This window comes from Paramesorhizobium endophyticum (genome assembly GCF_014640615.1).
In the GTDB taxonomy this organism is placed as follows: domain Bacteria; phylum Pseudomonadota; class Alphaproteobacteria; order Rhizobiales; family Rhizobiaceae; genus Paramesorhizobium; species Paramesorhizobium endophyticum.
In genome coordinates, this window is the sequence record NZ_BMHH01000010.1 from 118,794 (window position 1) to 135,575 (window position 16,782).

14 protein-coding genes and 1 other RNA gene are annotated in these 16,782 nt (G+C 61.9%); 7 read left to right on the forward strand and 8 right to left on the reverse strand.

From position 1 onward, the window contains the following. Positions 1 to 4: 4 nt before the first annotated feature. On the reverse strand, positions 5 to 2,473 hold the full coding sequence (locus tag IEX53_RS13670) for an ATP-dependent helicase (protein ID WP_188824728.1): 2,469 nt from the start codon (positions 2,471 to 2,473) through the stop codon (positions 5 to 7). 264 nt (positions 2,474 to 2,737) lie between these two features. After that, a complete protein-coding gene (locus tag IEX53_RS13675) occupies positions 2,738 to 3,817 on the reverse strand; it encodes a serine/threonine protein kinase (RefSeq protein WP_188824729.1) in 1,080 nt (359 codons plus the stop codon). 83 nt (positions 3,818 to 3,900) lie between these two features. Between IEX53_RS13675 and IEX53_RS13680 the strand changes: the two genes are divergently transcribed. The 4 genes from IEX53_RS13680 (at position 3,901) to IEX53_RS13695 (ending at position 10,502) form a co-directional block, all read left to right on the forward strand. Next, entirely contained in the window at positions 3,901 to 4,398 is a 498-nt protein-coding gene (locus IEX53_RS13680) for a heme-degrading domain-containing protein (RefSeq protein ID WP_188824730.1), read from the forward strand. A 25-nt stretch (positions 4,399 to 4,423) separates the two neighbouring features. Then, positions 4,424 to 5,833, forward strand: coding sequence for an FAD-binding oxidoreductase (locus IEX53_RS13685; protein ID WP_188824731.1), 1,410 nt, complete (start codon positions 4,424 to 4,426; stop codon positions 5,831 to 5,833). A gap of 63 nt (positions 5,834 to 5,896) precedes the next feature. Further along, entirely contained in the window at positions 5,897 to 6,487 is a 591-nt protein-coding gene (locus IEX53_RS13690; RefSeq protein WP_373288648.1) for an HAD-IA family hydrolase, read from the forward strand. A gap of 160 nt (positions 6,488 to 6,647) precedes the next feature. After that, a complete protein-coding gene (locus IEX53_RS13695) occupies positions 6,648 to 10,502 on the forward strand; it encodes an AsmA family protein (RefSeq protein ID WP_188824732.1) in 3,855 nt (1,284 codons plus the stop codon). Between the two features lie 52 nt (positions 10,503 to 10,554). Here IEX53_RS13695 and IEX53_RS13700 read toward each other — a convergent pair whose 3' ends face one another. From IEX53_RS13700 to IEX53_RS13715, 4 genes are all read right to left on the reverse strand, one after another. Then, positions 10,555 to 10,803 (reverse strand): ribbon-helix-helix domain-containing protein, encoded by a 249-nt coding sequence (locus tag IEX53_RS13700; protein ID WP_188824733.1) that lies wholly within the window; start codon positions 10,801 to 10,803, stop codon positions 10,555 to 10,557. Then, on the reverse strand, positions 10,800 to 11,051 hold the full coding sequence (locus IEX53_RS13705) for a DUF4169 family protein (RefSeq protein ID WP_373288649.1): 252 nt from the start codon (positions 11,049 to 11,051) through the stop codon (positions 10,800 to 10,802). Before IEX53_RS13705 ends, IEX53_RS13700 begins: the two co-directional genes overlap by 4 nt. Then, the gene (locus IEX53_RS13710) at positions 11,014 to 11,580 is read right to left on the reverse strand and encodes an SspB family protein (protein ID WP_188824735.1); all 567 of its coding nucleotides are present in this window, start codon (positions 11,578 to 11,580) and stop codon (positions 11,014 to 11,016) included. The genes IEX53_RS13705 and IEX53_RS13710 overlap by 38 nt, the downstream gene beginning before the upstream one ends. A 130-nt stretch (positions 11,581 to 11,710) precedes the next feature. After that, entirely contained in the window at positions 11,711 to 12,460 is a 750-nt protein-coding gene (locus IEX53_RS13715) for a TetR/AcrR family transcriptional regulator (RefSeq protein ID WP_373288650.1), read from the reverse strand. Positions 12,461 to 12,689: 229 nt separating this feature from the next. Here IEX53_RS13715 and IEX53_RS13720 point away from each other — a divergent pair, with 229 nt between their 5' ends. After that, positions 12,690 to 13,898, forward strand: coding sequence for a multidrug effflux MFS transporter (locus IEX53_RS13720; RefSeq protein WP_188824736.1), 1,209 nt, complete (start codon positions 12,690 to 12,692; stop codon positions 13,896 to 13,898). Between the two features lie 40 nt (positions 13,899 to 13,938). Here IEX53_RS13720 and IEX53_RS13725 read toward each other — a convergent pair whose 3' ends face one another. Both IEX53_RS13725 and ssrA read right to left on the reverse strand, forming a co-directional pair. Beyond that, entirely contained in the window at positions 13,939 to 14,496 is a 558-nt protein-coding gene (locus IEX53_RS13725; protein ID WP_188824737.1) for an AAA family ATPase, read from the reverse strand. 99 nt (positions 14,497 to 14,595) lie between these two features. Further along, positions 14,596 to 14,956: a transfer-messenger RNA gene (gene ssrA, locus IEX53_RS13730) on the reverse strand. A 241-nt stretch (positions 14,957 to 15,197) separates the two neighbouring features. On the opposite strand from ssrA, the gene IEX53_RS13735 reads away from it, so the two are divergent. Both IEX53_RS13735 and IEX53_RS13740 read left to right on the forward strand, forming a co-directional pair. Further along, complete coding sequence (locus tag IEX53_RS13735) at positions 15,198 to 15,509, forward strand: DUF2853 family protein (RefSeq protein WP_188824738.1); 312 nt, start codon at positions 15,198 to 15,200, stop codon at positions 15,507 to 15,509. Positions 15,510 to 15,596: 87 nt separating this feature from the next. After that, positions 15,597 to 16,496 carry a thymidylate synthase gene (locus IEX53_RS13740; RefSeq protein WP_188824739.1) on the forward strand — a complete coding sequence of 300 codons (900 nt, stop codon included), beginning with the start codon at positions 15,597 to 15,599 and terminating at the stop codon, positions 16,494 to 16,496. Positions 16,497 to 16,782: the final 286 nt, after the last annotated feature.

The window sequence follows — 16,782 nt, forward strand, 5'->3', positions numbered from 1 at the left end:
GCTCTCACACCCTTTGCACAAAACTATCCAGCACACGCTTCTGTCCGGCGCGATCGAAATCGATGGTCAGCTTGTTGCCATCGATGGAGGCGACGTTGCCGTTGCCGAACTTCGTGTGGAACACGCGGTCGCCCGGCTTGAACGGGGAGGGGGTGTCGGAGACGGATTTCGCCACCAGTTCGCCGTCGATCATCCGGCCCTTGACTGAGCCGCGCCCCGCGCCGAAGCCGGAATCGGCCTCGCCATAGCCGATGCGCTCGACATTGGCGCCCGAGCGCGAGCCCCAATTGTTGCGCGTCGCTTCCGAGCGGTTCTGTTGCGCGCGCTGCCAGCCGGGCGTCGAATAGCTGTTCTGGAACGGATCGGCGCGGTCGAAGCGCGACTGGCCGTACCCGCCATAGGAATTGCCCGATTCCGCCACCTCGACATGCGCCTCCGGCAATTCTTCCAGAAAGCGCGAGGGGATAGTCGATTGCCACATGCCGTGAATGCGACGGTTGGAGACGAACCAGATGTGTAGGTTCTTCTTGGCGCGCGTCAGGCCGACATAGGCAAGGCGGCGTTCTTCCTCCAGCCCCGAGCGTCCGCCTTCATCGAGCGAGCGCTGGTGCGGGAACAGGCCTTCCTCCCAGCCGGGCAGGAACACGGTCTCAAACTCCAGCCCCTTGGCGGAGTGCAGCGTCATGATGTTGACGGCGTCGAGATCCTCGTTCTGCTCCGAATCCATCACCAGCGCGACATGCTCCAGAAAGCCGCGCAGGCTCTCATACTCCTCCATGGAGCGGATGAGTTCTTTCAGGTTTTCCAGCCGCCCCGGCGCTTCCGCCGAGCGGTCGTTCTGCCACATCTGCGTATAGCCGCTCTCGTCGAGGATCATTTCGGCAAGTTCGGTGTGCGGCGTGGAATCGATGAGCGACTGCCAGCGTGTGAAATTATCGACCACTTCCTTCAGCGCCGAGCGGGGCTTCGGCTTCAGTTCCTCCGTCGCGACCAGATCGGCGGCGGCGGCGAGCATGGGGATGTTCCGCGCGCGGGCATAGTCATGCACCTGCCGGATGGTCGATTCGCCAAGGCCGCGCTTCGGCGTGTTGACGATGCGCTCGAAGGCGAGATCGTCGGCTGCTTGCGCCACGACGCGAAAATAGGCCATGGCGTCGCGGATTTCGAGCCGCTCATAGAAACGCGGTCCGCCGACGACGCGGTAATTGAGGCCCAGCGTGACGAAACGGTCCTCGAACTCGCGCATCTGGAACGAAGCGCGGACGAGGATCGCCATATTGTTGAGCGCGTGGCCCTTGCGCTGGAGCTGCTCGATCTCCTCGCCGACGGCGCGGGCCTCCTCTTCGGAATCCCAGGCGGCATGGACATGCACCTTGTCGTCGTCGGGGTTCGGCGCTTCCGTGAATAGCGTCTTGCCAAGCCGGCCCTCATTGTGGGCGATCAGATGCGAGGCCGCGCCAAGGATATGGGCGGTGGAGCGGTAATTGCGCTCAAGGCGCACCACGGCCGCGCCGGGGAAATCCTTGTCGAAGCGGAGGATGTTATCCACTTCCGCCCCGCGCCAGCCATAGATCGACTGGTCGTCGTCGCCGACGCAGCAGATATTGATGGTGGAAGGCTGGCCCGCGACCTTCGGCCTCTGCGCCAGCAGCCGCAGCCACATATATTGCGCGGTGTTAGTGTCCTGATACTCGTCGACCAGAATGTATTTGAACCGGGCGTGATATTCCTTCAGCACATCCGGGTGAGCGCGGAAGATGCGGATGGGGTGGCAGAGGAGGTCGCCGAAATCGCAGGCGTTAAGCGTCGTGAGCCGGTCCTGATAGGCTTGGTACAGCTGCCGTCCGCGGCCATTGCCGAATGCGCGGGCGTCGCCTTCCGGGATTTCTGAAGGGCTAAGGCCCTTGTTCTTCCAGCCATCGATCATGTTGGCGAAGGTGCGTGCCGGCCAACGCTTGTCGTCCAGCCCTTCGGCTTGAATCAACTGCTTGATCAGGCGGATGACGTCGTCGGTATCGAGAATGGTGAAGTCCGACTTGATGCCTGCAAGCTCGGCATGGCGGCGCAGCAGCTTGACGCCGATGGAGTGGAAAGTGCCGAGCCATGGCATTCCCTCGACCGCGCCGCCGACCAGAACGCCGATGCGCTCCTTCATTTCCCGCGCGGCCTTGTTGGTGAAGGTCACGGCGAGGATCTGGCTGGGATAGGCAAGTCCCTGCGACAGGATATGGGCGATGCGGGTGGTGAGCACGCGCGTCTTGCCCGTTCCCGCGCCGGCCAGCACCAGCAGCGGCCCTTCCGTCGTCTCGACGGCGAGGCGCTGCTCGGGATTGAGGCCTTTGAGATAGTCCGGAGCGCCGCGCGCCTGCATCGCCCTCGCGGCAATACCACCGGGCGCAACGGAACCGCCCACAGGCGCGCGCGGCGCGGCAGGGTCTTCAAAGAACGGCATGTCGTCGGGAAAGTCTGACATTTATTCCTGATGTAGTGATTCGGGGCCGGATTGCCAGTGCTGCCGCCGGTCTTCACCGTTTGATTGAGGTTGCAATTATGGTGAGCCCTTCACCCTCGTGGTTCGAGGCGAATTCCGCTGCGCTCCATTCGCACCTCACCATGAGGGTGAAGGGTGCTGGCGCTTTAGCACTTCCCTGGAACCTGAGCGTATGGGCTTGCAGTAGCCCTCATCCTGAGGTGCGAGCGTAGCGAGCCTCGAAGGGCGAGGGCGCTTGGCACCGGGCTAGCCTTCCAACTCCGTCACGCGCCTGTCCGTGAAATTCAGCCGATGCGCCGCCAATGCCTCGACCAGCGGGCGCATGTCGGGCTCGCGGGCGAGCAGGGCGTCGAGTTCGGTCATCTGGTTCATGGCGATGAGCCGCAGGATATCGTCGCGCACCGTACCGTCGGCGCGGCGCGGCAGATGCGCCACGGGCTGGATAAGTTCCACCTTCAGGCCCTTCAACGCAGCGCGCAAAGTCCGCTCGTCCGCTACTGTGGTTTCCACAAAGGCATAGAGGCCGACGCCCTTGGCGGGCAGGGAATAGACGGTCAGCGCCACGTCCTTGACGCGCGGGTCGGCCCTCAATGCGGCTGTTATCGCCGGGCCTTCCCGGTCGATGCGGTCGCCGGTGCCTTCGCCATCGGACCAGCGGAACAGGCCGCGCGTGATGAAATTATAGACCTTCTTGCCGGTTGCCAGCCAGATGCGCGAGGGCAGCGAGCGGCGCGCGAGAACGCGCTTTTCCGTCGCCGTCATCAGATGCGGCGCGAAAGCGCGCTTCTGCTTGATCAGGTGGCGGAAATCCTCATAGGCCATCAGCCGGTAGAGTGGACCGCGATGCCGATGTACGGAGGCGAGCTGGAAATCGATGACCGCCGCTTCGCCTTCCGGCGTCATCAGCCAGTTTTGCGGTTTGGCAAGGTCGTTATGGGTCAGGCCCAGGCGGCGGAAATCGCGCAGGATACGGTGGGCGCTGCGATACCATTTCGGATCGGTGGGGCGGGCAAGGTGCAGCGGCGCGCCTTCCGACCAGGAACGATAGAGGCCATGGCGGTCGGCGCCGATCAGCTGCGGTACGCCTTTGAGGCCGCGCACGGCCTTGAGGGCGCGTATCTCGCGCTTCGCCAGAATCCAGGCGAGCGGACGCGACCAGCGCGGCGAGGCGCTGACAAGACGGCGGATTATCCGCTTCTCCGGATCGCTCGCGAAATAGCCGGCGCGGGTCTCCGAAAACACGTCACGCTTGAAGACGGCGGTCGCGATGAACTCCGGTAATTCCGGATTATCAGGCAGGCGACCCTTATATGTTCCATTCTGCATGAATGGCTCACTAGCTGGAACAGGCTTATCAATCAAGCGGGGCGCTGATATTGGAATGAGGCAACGGTCTAGAGGAGAGCGGCATGAGTCATCGCGAAGATATCGAGAAAATCCTTGTCCAGGAGCAGGTGCTGGTGTTCGACGCCTTCGATGAGGCGGCGGCCTTTGAACTGGGAAGCCGGATTCGGGATATTGCCGTGCGCGAGGGGTTGGGCGTTGCCATCGAGGGCGGGCTCTGGGACCGGCGGCTGTTCTATGCGGTGACATCAGGCGCGACGGCCGACAACCAGGAATGGGTGCGCCGGAAATTCAATGTAGTGCGACGCTTCCATGCGAGCACCTATCGGCTGGCGCTGGAACAGGACCGCGCCGACCGTATGTTCCCGCCGCACCGCGCGCTCGACGTGGCGGACTACGCGCTGGCGGGCGGCGGCTTTCCGATCCGGGTGAAGGGCGTGGGCGTCATCGGCGCGGTAATCGTTTCTGGGCTGCCGCAGCGGGAGGACCATAATCTGGTGGTGCGCGCGCTGGCCGAGATGCTGGAGGCGGATGCGGACGAACTCGCTCTTCCTCCGCGTTAAGCTCGATAATCCAAGGAAGAATTATATGTCACTCAAGGACGCCGTTGCGCTTGAGCGCAATGAAGAGGGGATTGCCGCTGCCGTCGCCATCCTGAAACAGCGTTTCGGCGAACGGGCGCAGACGGGGCAGGCGATTCGCGAGCAGCATGGCCACACCACGACCTATGTGCCCACGCAGGCGCCGGATATCGTCGTATTCGCCGAAAATACGGACGAGGTGCAGGATGTGGTGCGCATCTGCGCCGAGCATCGCGCGCCGATCGTTCCCTTCGGGACCGGATCGTCGCTAGAGGGGCAGGTCAACGCGCCGGCGGGCGGGGTTTCGCTCGACCTTTCGCGGATGAACCACATCGTGAGCGTCAATGCCGACGATCTCGACTGCGTGGTCGAGCCGGGCGTCACACGACGCGAGCTCAACGAATATTTACGCGATACCGGCCTGTTCTTTCCCATCGATCCGGGCGCGAATGCCAGCCTCGGCGGCATGGCCTCCACCCGCGCCTCGGGTACCAATGCGGTGCGCTACGGCACCATGCGCGAGAATGTGCTGGCGCTGAAGGCGGTAATGCCGGACGGGCGGCTGATCACGACCGCGAAGCGGGTCAAGAAGACCTCCGCCGGCTATGATCTGACGCGGCTGCTCATCGGCTCCGAGGGCACGCTCGGCATCATCACCGAACTGACCCTGAAGCTCTACGGCATCCCGCAGGCAATTTCGGGCGGGGTTTGCCCGTTTCCGAACGTCGAGGCGGCCTGCCGCACGGTGATCGAGACGATCCAGATGGGCATTCCCGTGGCGCGCATCGAACTCGTCAATACGCTGCAGATGCAGGCGCTGATCGCCTATGCCAAGCTGCCCTACCTGGCTCAGCCCTATCTCTTCGTTGAGTTTCATGGCAGCGAGACGGGCGTCAAGGAACAGGCGGAACTCTTCGGCGAAATCGCCGCGGAAAATGGCGGCGGGCCGTTCCAGTGGACGGCGAATGCGGAAGAGCGCGACCGGCTTTGGCGGGCGCGGCACGACGCCTATTTCTCCGTGCTGCCGCTACGGCCAGGCGCGAAGGCGGTGGCGACGGATGTCTGCGTACCGATCTCACGCCTTGCCGACTGCATCGCCGAGACCGAAGCCGACCTTACCGAGACCGGCCTTATCGCGCCGATCGTCGGCCATGTCGGCGACGGCAATTTTCACCTGCAATTGCTGCTCGACACCAGCGACGCCGCCGAGATCGAAAAAGCGGAAGCCTTCATGGATCGCCTGGCGCTACGCGCCATCGGCATGGAAGGCACCTGCACCGGCGAGCATGGCATCGGACAGGGCAAGATGAGATATCTGGAACTGGAACTGGGCGAGGCGGTGGATGTGATGCGCCAGATCAAGCGCGCCATCGATCCGGATAATATCATGAATCCGGGCAAGATCTTACGGGTGTGAGTTGAGGGATTGATTCAAGAGAGCGGTTAAAACGCTGGGGGAGGGAAATTGATCAGAGCGTTGATGGTCGATGTCGATGGCGTGGTTATTATCCAACCAGAGGGAAGAGAACATTGGGCCGATAATCTCGAGCGGGATCTAGGTGTGCCGGTGGCTGACCTGAGACGAGAATTCTTCCAGCCATATTGGGAGGAAATCATTGTTGGACGCGCGCCCATGGCGGAACGTCTCGCCGCCGCTCTTACAAAGATTGCGCCTAGGGTACATTGCGAGGATCTGATCTCGTACTGGTTCGAAAAGGATTCGCAGCTCGACTCCGTGCTTTTGAATGACATAGCAGCCTGCCGTGACAGCGGGCTTCGGATTTATTTCGCGACGAACCAGGAGCACATGCGGGCTGCGTATCTGATGGAAGGCCTCGGGCTCTCCAGATACGTAGACGGGATATTTTACTCCGGCTCCATGGGATGTCGGAAACCCCAACGCAACTTCTACCGCGCGGTGGAGATTCGCATGGACTTGAATCGGAGCGAAATCCTACTCATTGACGATACGCTGGCGAACGTCGAAGCCGCGAGGGAGGCAGGCTGGACCGCAGTTCATTGGACGAATGGGATGAGCCTTCCGGCGATTGTAGCGCGCTTTACTGCATAACAAGCCGGCATCTTCCGATGCGATTTGCACCGAGTGGCGTGCACAATCCGGTAATTTTCCCTTAAGGAAACGCGATTTGCCTTGTTGTCGCCGGATGGGTGCCGTTATGTTGCGCGCTGTCACGCGGATGTGATGAACAGGATTCTCCGGAGCCAGAGGTTTGGGTCGCGTTTTTGTCATTCTAGGCGGATTGCTGGTGCTCGTCCTGACGGCGGCGCTGGTGGTGCCCCCTTTTATCGACTGGACGGGCTACAGGACCGATTTCGAGCGTGAGGCGAGCCGCATTCTGGGCCGCCCGGTGACGGTGGCCGGCAGCGCCAATGCGCGGCTGCTGCCGTTTCCGTCCGTCACCTTCTCCGATGTCCGCGTCGGCGAGAAAGACGGCCAACCGGCAATGACCGTCGAGCGGTTCTCGATGGATGCCGAGCTGATGCCCTTCCTGCGGGGGCAGATCTTGATCTTCGACATGCGGGTGGAAAAGCCGCGCGCGGTGATCGCGGTCGACAAGTCCGGCAAAATCGACTGGGCGATCCGGCCTGCCGCTCCGTTTGAGGCGGCGACCGTCAAGCTGGAAAATCTCCGCATCACCGACGGCACGGTAATTCTGCGCGACGCGGCCAACAATCGCGAGCATCGCATCACCGGCCTCAACGCCACCATGTCCGCCGCGAGCCTTGCCGGGCCGTGGCGCTTCGATGGGCGACTTGCCTTTGACGGGCACAGGGCTGGGCTGGAGGTGACGACGGGTGAGGCGAAGTCGGACGGGACCTTGCGCGTCAGCGCCCGCATCCGCCCCGAGACGATCCCCGCCGCCTTCGAGACCGATGGCAATGTGACCATGGCGCAGGGCGCGCCTTCCTATAAGGGCACTTTCGCGATCAAGTCCGCTGATATCGCCGAGAAAAAGCCGGCCCTTCGACAGGCTCAGGGTGAGGTTGGGCCAACTCAGGGTAGGGTGACGGGAAACGCTCAGGATGAGGCTGAGCGGCCGTTCTTTGCCGGGGTGCGTATCACCGGGGACTTCTCCGCCGATCATTCAAAGATCGAGATGCCGGAATTCCGCATGGAGCAGGGGCCGGCGGATGATCCCTATGTGGTGAATGGCAAGGCGCTGTTCGATTATGGCAGCGATCCGCGCTTCCTGATCAATGCCAACGGTCAGCAGGTGCTGCTGGATGGGGCAGGGCAGGCGGGCAGTGAGGCGGTGGCGGCGGTGCCGTTGTCGCAGCGCATGGCCGCCTTCCGCAGGCTGATGGACAGCGCGCCGATCCCGGCTATTCCCGGAAGCATCGATCTGAAACTTCCGGCGATCATTGCGGGCGACACCACCATCCGCGACGTGACCGTTGAAGCGGAGCCGGGCGGTGATGGCTGGAATATCAAGCAGTTGAAGGCCGATCTTCCGGGCCGCACGAAGATCGAAGCCAAGGGCAAGCTGCTTGTCGGGCAGAATTTCGGCTTCGACGGCGATCTGCTGCTGGCCTCGCGCCAGCCCTCCGGTTTTGCCGCCTGGCTGACGCCGCATGTGGACGAGGCGATCCGACGGCTTCCGGGGGCGGGGTTCTCGGCGCGGGTCAGCCTCCATGAAGGCGAGCAGCGTGCGGACAATCTGGAACTGGCGCTGGGCGGGGCTTCGCTCAAAGGCTCCTTCGTGCGGTCGTCGCCGTTGAATTCGCTGCCGTCGATGCAACTCTCGCTCGAGGGCGGCGCGCTTGATGGAGACGCGCTGGCGGCGCTGGCTGGGCTGTTCGCGAGCGACAGCGGCATGTCGCCTTTGTTCGATCGGGATATCGATGTGAAGCTCAAGGCGGGCCCGGTGGCGCAAGGGGGGCTTGAGGCGGCTTCCATCGACACGGCGTTTCGGCTTCGCCATGGCCGCTTCGATATCGACCGGCTTATTCTCAACGATCTCTCCGGCGCGACGCTGACGGCAACCGGCGCGTTCGACCCGTTCAAGCCGGAGCCCGGCGCATCCGTGGACACGACCATCCTTTCCGATGATCTCGCGCCGCTGATCACCAAGCTCGCGCAGCGCTTCCCGCATGTGCCGCTCTTCACCGCGCTTGCGAAGCGCGCGGCGGCTTATCCCGGCCTCTTCACCGATAGCGAATTGACGCTGGTTGGCAATGCGGTGCGGTCCCCCGTTCGACAGGCTCAGGGTGACGGGAAAAAGGCTCAGGCCGGGAGTGGGCAAGCTCAGGGTGAGGATGGCAGCGAGTTTTCGTTCAGCGCCCATGGCAAGACCGGCGGCATGGATTTGAGCGTCTCCGGCATGGCGCGAGGTAATCCATGGGGCGATATCCCGCTTGAGCTTTCGCTGACGGGGGATGCGAAAGCGAAGGAGGGCGAGGCGCTGATGGCTCTCATCGGCCTGCCGGCGCTGCCGCTGGGGCTTGCGGGAGAACTTGAAGGCAACATTTCGCTGCAAGGCGTGCCGTCGGAGGGAATGAAATCGCAGTTGACGCTGAAAGCGCCGGATGGAACGGCCACCATCGACGGCGTGTTCACGCTTCGCCCCGGCGACCTGACCAGTAGCGGCAAGGCTGTGGTGAAGGCCGCCGATCTCCAGCCCTTCATGGCGGCGACAGGCTATGCGCTGCCAGGCTTCGGCATGGGCTTGCCTGTTGATCTCAAGACGGATTTCCAGTTTGCCAAGGACATCGTCCGCCTGCCCAATCTGACAGGCACGGTGGATGGCGATGCGGTCACTGCCAAAATCGAGGCGAACCGCGCCGATGACGGAACACCGCAATTGAAGGGTGAGGCGAAGTTCGGGCGGCTCGATCTCGGCAATTTCGTCGCGTTCATGCTGGGGCCGCAGACTTTCGAGATTTCGGGGAAGAACAAGGACAATGTCTGGCCTGATGGCGTTTTTGCCAAGGCGCCGGCCTTTCCTCTGCTGGCGGATATGACTGTAACGGCTGATATGGCTGATGCCGGCCCGCTGGGCGAAATCAGCGGTTTTTCAGCGAAGGTAGGCAAGACGGGCGACGGCTTGAGCCTCGACCAACTGGCAGGCACGCTGCGGGGAGGGCGGCTCGGCGGCGGTTTCACGCTGCGTAATACAGGCGCGACGGCGCTCGCCTCGACGCAGTTCAGCTGGGAGGGCGGGGATTTGGGCGCGCTCTACTCCCTGCCGGAAAATAGGGCGCCGCTCAGTGGCAAGACGAAGCTCACCGCCTCGCTCAATGGCACGGGCAAGACTGTCGGCGAGTTGATGGCGTCGCTCGCCGGGTCCGGCGCGCTGGCGGTGGATGGGCTTGTCATCAAGGGGCTCAATGGCGATGGTTTGCAGCCGATCATAGACGCCGCCGACAAGACGGAGCCGAATGCTCCGGCAGCAACATTCGAGAAAATCGCGGCGGAGCATTTGACGCCGGGCGCGTTCAACCCAAGCAAGGCGGAACTGGCCTTCACAGTGGCGGGAGGCGTCGCCCGCGCGCCGTCCTTCATGCTCGAAACGGACAGGGCGCAACTGACCTCCGATTTGCGGGTCGACCTCGCGAAGATGGCGGTCAGTGCGCAGGGAAGCTTCGCATTCAAGCCGGGCAACGATGCGGTGGCGGGCGCGGAGCCGGCGGCGCGCTTCACGCTCGAAGGACGCTATGCCGACCCGGCCCTCACCTTCGACCGCCAGCCGCTCGTGCAGTTCCTGACGCAGCGCGTCCTCGAACGCGAGCAGGACCGCGTGGAGGCGATGCAGGCGGCGCTGACCGAAAAGCAGCGCCTGCGCCGCGAGGTCAAGCTGTATGAGGCGCGGGCGGAAGAGCGCCGGCGGGCGGAAGAGGCGCGGGGGAAAGCCGAGGAAGAGGCGCGCAGAAAGGCCGAGGCCGAGCGGCAGGCTCAGGAGGAGGCACGCAAGGCCGCCGCCCTTCGGCAAGCCCAGGAGGAGCGGGAGCGGCAGGAGCCTGCACAGACGCCTTTCCAGTCAGGCAGCATTCCGAAAGACCGTCCGGCTATGCCCGGCCAATCGGTCGAGGAATTTTTGAAGACGCTGGAAAAGCCGGCGCCGTAGGCCTCAGCGAGTGGTCTCAATATCAGCGATCCAAGCGGCATAGCCCCAATCTTCAAACCGCTTTCCCGCCCCGCTTCACCCATTCCAGCACATAGAGCCGCAGCGCCGACGATAAATTCGCCCGTTTGTCGCGCGCATCGTCAATCTCAGCTACGAGAGCAGCCACCGATATGCCACGCTGGCGGGCGATGGTTTCGATGATTTCAAAGAAGGCGTCTTCGAGCGAGAAGCTGGTGGCGTGGCCGCGGATGCTGACGGAGCGCTTGCGTACGAGACTACCGGATGGGGAGGGCGCGTTCATGCGCCGCCGTCGGAAGAGGGCGATTCCAGGCGGTTTCGGTCGAGGAATTCGGCTGCTTCACGCGCCTTTTCCCGCTCGAACTTTTTTTCCGCGCCGGTACGGCCATAGCGGATGCGGTTTTCCGCCGCCACCTGTTCCTTCTCCGCGCGCTCTTTCCGCTTCCTGAACTGCCGCAGATTGACCACGTCGCTCAAGGGAAACGCCCCTCTGTTACTTGTTCTTGCGGAAGGCATCCAGCGAAACGACATCCGCCATCGGCTTGGCTTCGTCCTTCTTCGCCTCGTCGCCTGCCTTGGCGGCGGTTTTTTTCGCGGTCTTGGCGACGGGTTTCGCCTTGGGCTTCGCCTTTTCCTCAGGCTCTTCCACGCGTTCTATCGTCGCTATTCCGATATTGGAATCATTGTCGCCCGCTGGCTCCATCGCCGTGACGTCAAATTCCAGCTCAAAATTGACGGAAGGATCGTAAAAACCGCGCACGGCGGAGAAGGGGATGACGAGCCGTTCCGGCACGTCGCCGAAGGACAGCCCGACCTCGAAAAGCTGGTCCGTCACCTGCAGATCCCAGAACTGATGCTGCAATACGATTGTCATCTGCTCGGGATATTTCTCCTTCAGCCGCGACGAGATGCGTACGCCGGGGGCCTCGGTGAGAAAGGTGATGAAGAAATGGTGATTGCCCGGAAGGCCAGCCTTGGCGACTTCCGACAGCACCTTTCGGATAACGCCGCGCAGCGCTTCCTGAGCGAGAATATCGTAACGGATCAGATCCTGTACCATAAAGTGCTTATCCCACGGATTCGCGGCCCGATGTCAAGTTCTCACATGCGATGTGGAACGAAAGAGCCATAAAACGTCGCCATTATGGCGCATCGTCCCGATAATTGCGACGGGGAAATGGGGCAGGTGGCTAAAAGGTTTCAGCTCCTCGACAAGCTCCAGTCCTTCGACAAGCGCATGATGCGGAGCTTCGCCCGAAGGCCCGCAGGAATGTGCGCACCCCATTGCGCGCGGCGTCCTCAATGTCCTTTTCCGTCGGTCGCTTGGTCGTCAGCCCGCAAAGCTGGATGTCGGCATTGACCAGCGCCAGGAATTGCCGCAGCGCAAGGTCTGGGTCGTCGATGTCGAGTGCACCGCAGGCGCTCAAGCTTGCCAGCCGCTCCGCCGCGATGGACCAGACTCTGGCCGGACCGTTCTCCCGCCAGACGGCGAAGAGTTCCGGATAGCGCTCGCCTTCCGCTTGGATCAGCTTGCGCAAGGCCTCGCCATCCTGATTGCACATGCATTTCTTGCCGAGCTTGTTGGCGAAGAGGACGAGATCGGCCTCGAGATTATCAGGCTTTTCGGGGAAGGTGGAGAGAATGGCGCAGAGCGCGGCATTCACCCGCGCGGTGATTTCCCCCACCACGGCGCCGAACAACATCTCCTTGTCACGGTAATGATTGTATATTGTCTGGCGCGAAACGCCTGCTTCTGCGGCAATGAGGTCGATGCTCGCCCCGGCAAAGCCGTCGCGGCAGAAGGCGCGGGCGGCGGCGTCAAGGATCGTATTGCGCTTCATGCATTGGCCGCTGCCCGGCCGGGTAAAGGGCATTCCCGCCTGCGTGCACGAATCGAATGCACGAAGCGCCATGGCAGCAGGTTTGTCAGCAGGTTTCATGAGCCTCAACATAAGACGGCTTGACGGTTTAGACAATACTGTCTAATTTGACATCACTGTCCAATCACAAGGACGTCAAGCTGCATATAACCCGTCGCTTTTTTCCGCAATGGAGGGATGTGTGCGGGTCCTCCTCTTTTCTCAATTCAAGGCCGATCCGGCGACGCGCCGTGCTCCTCCCAACATGGGCAGCGCGCCTGGCCGGCCCTTCCTTTGAAAGTATCCCGTGATGACATCCAGATTTCTTCATACCGCGGTCATTCTTGGGCTGTTGTCGGCGATCGGGCCCTTCGCGATCGACATGTATCTCCCGGCCCTGCCGACGATCGGCGCCGACCTTCAGGCGGAGACGAGCGCCGTGCAGATGAGCCTGCTCGCCTTTTTCGTCTCGATGGGGCTGGCGCAGCTCTTTGTCGGGCCGCTTTCGGACATGATGGGCCGCAAGCTGCCGCTCTATATCGGCCTCGTGCTGTTTTCCGTCGCCAGTGTCGGCTGCGCGCTTGCGCAGGATATCGACACACTCGTCGCCTTCCGCTTCCTGCAGGGCATCGGCGCCAGCGCTGGGATGGTCATCCCGCGCGCCGTGGTGCGCGACCTGCATACCGGTGTCGATGCGGCAAGGCTGATGTCAATGCTGATGCTGGTGTTCAGCATTTCGCCGATCCTCGCGCCGCTGACGGGCACGGCGATCATTGCCTTCTTCGGCTGGCGCGGCGTTTTCTGGGCAGTGCTCATCGCGGCGCTCATCGGCATGGTGCTGCTTGCCACGTCGCTCAAGGAAACCCGCCCGAAATCGGCGCGGGTAGAAAGCAGCCTCGGCGCGGCGCTTGGCGCATACCGGCTGCTGCTGAAGGACGGCAATTTCCTCGGGCTCACCTTCATCGGCGGCCTCGGCCTCGCATCATTCTTCGTCTATCTCGCCAGTTCGTCCTTCGTGCTGATCGACCATTACGGGCTGACGCCGACGCAATACAGCATCGCCTTTTCGGTCAATGCCGTGTCCTTCTTCAGCGTGTCGCAGCTTTCCGGCTGGCTGGCGGACCGTTATGGGCTGGTGCGCGTGGTGCGCATGGCGGTCACCGGCTATGCGGCGGCTCTGGCGGCGCTGGTGGTGGTGATGCTGCTGGGCTTCCAATCGCTGTTCGTCATGGCGGGCTTCCTGTTCGTCGGCTATGGCTTCCTCGGACTGGTGCTACCGACGACCTCGGTGCTGGGGCTGGAGGAGCACGGCGAAATTGCGGGCACGGCCTCGGCTTTGATGGGAACGCTGCAGTTCGTCACCGGCGCGGTCGCCATGGGCATCGCCGGCGCGTTCTTCGACGGAACGGCATTGCCGATGGTCGTTGGCATCGCCGCCTGCGCGGTGGCCGCGTTCATCCTGACGCAGATTTCGCTCGGACGCAGGCGGGTGCGGGTAATGGCGGAAGCGGCGGAGTAGGCGTTAAAACGTTGGAAGGGCAGGGCGGGCAGGCCGTATTCTATACGGTGACTGCCCCCAGCTTTTCCAGAACGAAACGCCGGCGCGCCTCGACTGGGGCGCACGGCACGGTGACGAGTTGATAGCCGAATCGCTCATAGGCGGCGGACACCGCCTCGAAAGTCCGCCGCGCCTCGTCCAGATCCTGTCGGCGCTCGGCATCCTGCGTGAAGATTTCAGGCCAGGGCGGAAGAACGAAGACGGTTGCATTGTAGCGCAACAACTCCGCCGCCCTTGCGACATGATCCGGCACCGGCAACCCTTCTAGTTGCAGATAGCCGGCTATGTCCGGAACGCCGCGGTCGAAGAAGATAATCCCGTCTTCCGCTTGCGCGATCTCATGGGAGCGCATTTCCCAGACAAGCATCGTCTCGGCGAAGAGCGCCGGGTTTTTCCAGGGAAGCGCCGGGCCGGAGATCGCCATCTGCTGCTGGATGATGCCGCGTCCAGCCTCCACGGACGAGCCATAGCCCGCCTCGCGCAGCGCCGCGATCAACGTGGTTTTGCCCGAGCCGGGGCCGCCGGTGAGCACAAAGAATCGGTCTGTGTCGTTCGACATGGGAAATACCCTCGAATCAAAGAGATCGGGCGCAGGCGAGCCGGAATGACTGCGCCTGTGCGTGACAGTTTGAGAAAAGGTCATTTTCGTGGGGAGAGAAGTGGAGGCTTCTGTTGCCAGGCGCCTCCGAGCCCCGCCTAGAGGTGCGAACCACTAGGGCTTGATTTGAAGTGTCACACTGCGATTAAGCAGCGAGACGAGCTTCCGCATAGTTGTCGTTTGCAACTACTGAGTTAGCCCGATAACGGTGGTACAATGCCGGGCAAAAGAGCGATCTTTACACCCTTGTCGATCCTATTTCGCCCCCATCAGAAGCCGCCCTTAAGAGCCGGCGGTTTCTGGTGGAGGCGCCGGGTACCGCCCCCGGGTCCAATGGGCTTATTGCATCGTCCGTTTATCACCATAGCTGGCCGAAGCCAGCAGGGGATATATAAGTGAGGACGAAGGAAATGTGAAGGGGTGAAAATCATGGATCGATGCCGAAGGTGGCAAGCAGTTTTACATACTATTAATGGTATATCCATAAAATATACATTTTATACTATGAAATACTATATTTAACCGATGGTTACTATTGACCGCAACCGGCATTGACAGGCGCGTTTCGCTGGCCGATGTTTCGGCTGGGCTTGTCAGAGATTCCAATCAGTCCGGCTGTTTTTCGCAGTTGGGGCAACCGCAGAGCCGAAGGAGAACGCTCCATGAGTGAATATATCGAAGATGTCCGCCGCTACGATGCCGCTGCCGATCCTGACGTGGTGAACAAGATCGTCAAGCATCTGGGCATTGCGCTGCGCAACAGGGATTCGTCGCTGGTCGCTGCATCGGATGCGGATGAGATCGAGCGTGTACGCAAGAGCTGGGTTGAGAAGAAGCTCGGCATCACCGATGCCGACAAGGGCGCCGCGGCGATCAAGAGCGTGGGCGAACTGATGAAGGGCGACCGCAACAAGCAGCGCGTCACCTTCTATTACCTCACCGCCAAGGAACTCGGAAAACTCGAAGCCCTCTGATTTTTTCTCATCTTGTGCGAAACTCCGGCCCTCGTGCTGGAGTTTCGCCGTTTAAGCGGCCCATGAAGTGGGCCGGAGAGACGTATCATGCCGCGCCATCCCGAATATCAATATCTCGATCTGATGAGCCATATCCTCGAAAAGGGGGACAGGCGCATGGACCGTACGGGCGTGGGCACGCTTTCCACCTTCGGCGCGATGCTGCGCTTCGACCTTTCGGATGGCACGGTGCCGATCCTGACCTCGAAGCGGGTCTACTGGAAGTTGGCGGTCAAGGAGATGCTGTGGTTCCTGACCGGCGGGACCAATATCCGCCCGCTGCTCCAGCAGAATGTGCGCATCTGGACCGACTGGCCGCTCGACAAATATCGCAAGGCGACGGGCGAGGAAATTTCGCAGGCAGAATTCGAGAGGCGCATTCTGGAAGACGATGATTTTGCGCTGAAATGGGGCGATCTCGGGCCTGTTTATGGCAAGCAATGGCGCAAATGGCAGGGCGCGGATGGCAAGGAATATGACCAGGTCGCGACCGTCATCGAGACGCTGAAGACCAATCCGTCGAGCCGGCGGATGCTTTTCCACGGCTGGAACGTGCCGGAACTGCCCGATATGGCGCTGCCGCCCTGCCACATGGTCTATCAGTTCCATGTTACTGGTGGCAGCCGGGTCAATCTGCTCATTTACCAGCGCAGTTGCGACCTTGAGCTTGGCGCGCCGTTCAATTTCGTCGGTGGCGCGGCCTTATTATTGATGGTGGCGCAGCAGGCGGGCTTTGAGCCGGGGGAGCTGATCTGGATGGGCGGCGACGTGCATCTCTACCTCAACCACCTCGAACAGGCGCGCGAGCAGATCACCCGCGAGCCCCGGCCTTTCCCGAAAATGCGCCTGCTGCGGAAGCCCGACAGTATTGACGATTACCGGATCGAGGATTTCGAGGTGACGGAGTACGACCCGCACGCGGCGATCAAGGCGGATGTGGCGGTTTGAGGGGCGCTTTTCGCTAGCTTAATCGCGAGCATGACACCGACGAGCCTCAAGCAGAACGGCGGCCTCCATCTCCTCAATGGATTTCGGCTCGCCGTTCCAGCGGAGAAGTCCAAAGACCTCCTCAGGCCGCGTCGCCTTGAAGGCTGGAGTCCGTTTCGGGATAACCTGCCTTTTCGTAGAAACGGTCGTGATGATCTTGCGAGGTGGTACCATAGGGATCAATCTCAAGCAAAGAGCTTATATGTTAAGCCTGATTCCCAGGTGTGCCAAGCGCCCTTGTGGTTCG

What these genes read in the sequence shown, in the direction of transcription:
- IEX53_RS13690 (WP_373288648.1), top strand. Translation starts at nt 5,897, where the DNA reads ATGGTCGATGTCGATGGCGTGGTTATTATCCAACCAGAGGGAAGAGAA.
- IEX53_RS13680 (WP_188824730.1), top strand. Translation starts at nt 3,901, where the DNA reads ATGAGTCATCGCGAAGATATCGAGAAAATCCTTGTCCAGGAGCAGGTG.
- IEX53_RS13715 (WP_373288650.1), bottom strand. Translation starts at nt 12,460, where the DNA reads ATGAAACCTGCTGACAAACCTGCTGCCATGGCGCTTCGTGCATTCGAT.
- IEX53_RS13740 (WP_188824739.1), top strand. Translation starts at nt 15,597, where the DNA reads ATGCCGCGCCATCCCGAATATCAATATCTCGATCTGATGAGCCATATC.
- IEX53_RS13670 (WP_188824728.1), bottom strand. Translation starts at nt 2,473, where the DNA reads ATGTCAGACTTTCCCGACGACATGCCGTTCTTTGAAGACCCTGCCGCG.
- IEX53_RS13725 (WP_188824737.1), bottom strand. Translation starts at nt 14,496, where the DNA reads ATGTCGAACGACACAGACCGATTCTTTGTGCTCACCGGCGGCCCCGGC.
- IEX53_RS13675 (WP_188824729.1), bottom strand. Translation starts at nt 3,817, where the DNA reads ATGCAGAATGGAACATATAAGGGTCGCCTGCCTGATAATCCGGAATTA.
- IEX53_RS13710 (WP_188824735.1), bottom strand. Translation starts at nt 11,580, where the DNA reads ATGGTACAGGATCTGATCCGTTACGATATTCTCGCTCAGGAAGCGCTG.
- IEX53_RS13685 (WP_188824731.1), top strand. Translation starts at nt 4,424, where the DNA reads ATGTCACTCAAGGACGCCGTTGCGCTTGAGCGCAATGAAGAGGGGATT.
- IEX53_RS13705 (WP_373288649.1), bottom strand. Translation starts at nt 11,051, where the DNA reads ATGTCGTTTCGCTGGATGCCTTCCGCAAGAACAAGTAACAGAGGGGCG.
- IEX53_RS13735 (WP_188824738.1), top strand. Translation starts at nt 15,198, where the DNA reads ATGAGTGAATATATCGAAGATGTCCGCCGCTACGATGCCGCTGCCGAT.
- IEX53_RS13700 (WP_188824733.1), bottom strand. Translation starts at nt 10,803, where the DNA reads ATGAACGCGCCCTCCCCATCCGGTAGTCTCGTACGCAAGCGCTCCGTC.
- IEX53_RS13720 (WP_188824736.1), top strand. Translation starts at nt 12,690, where the DNA reads ATGACATCCAGATTTCTTCATACCGCGGTCATTCTTGGGCTGTTGTCG.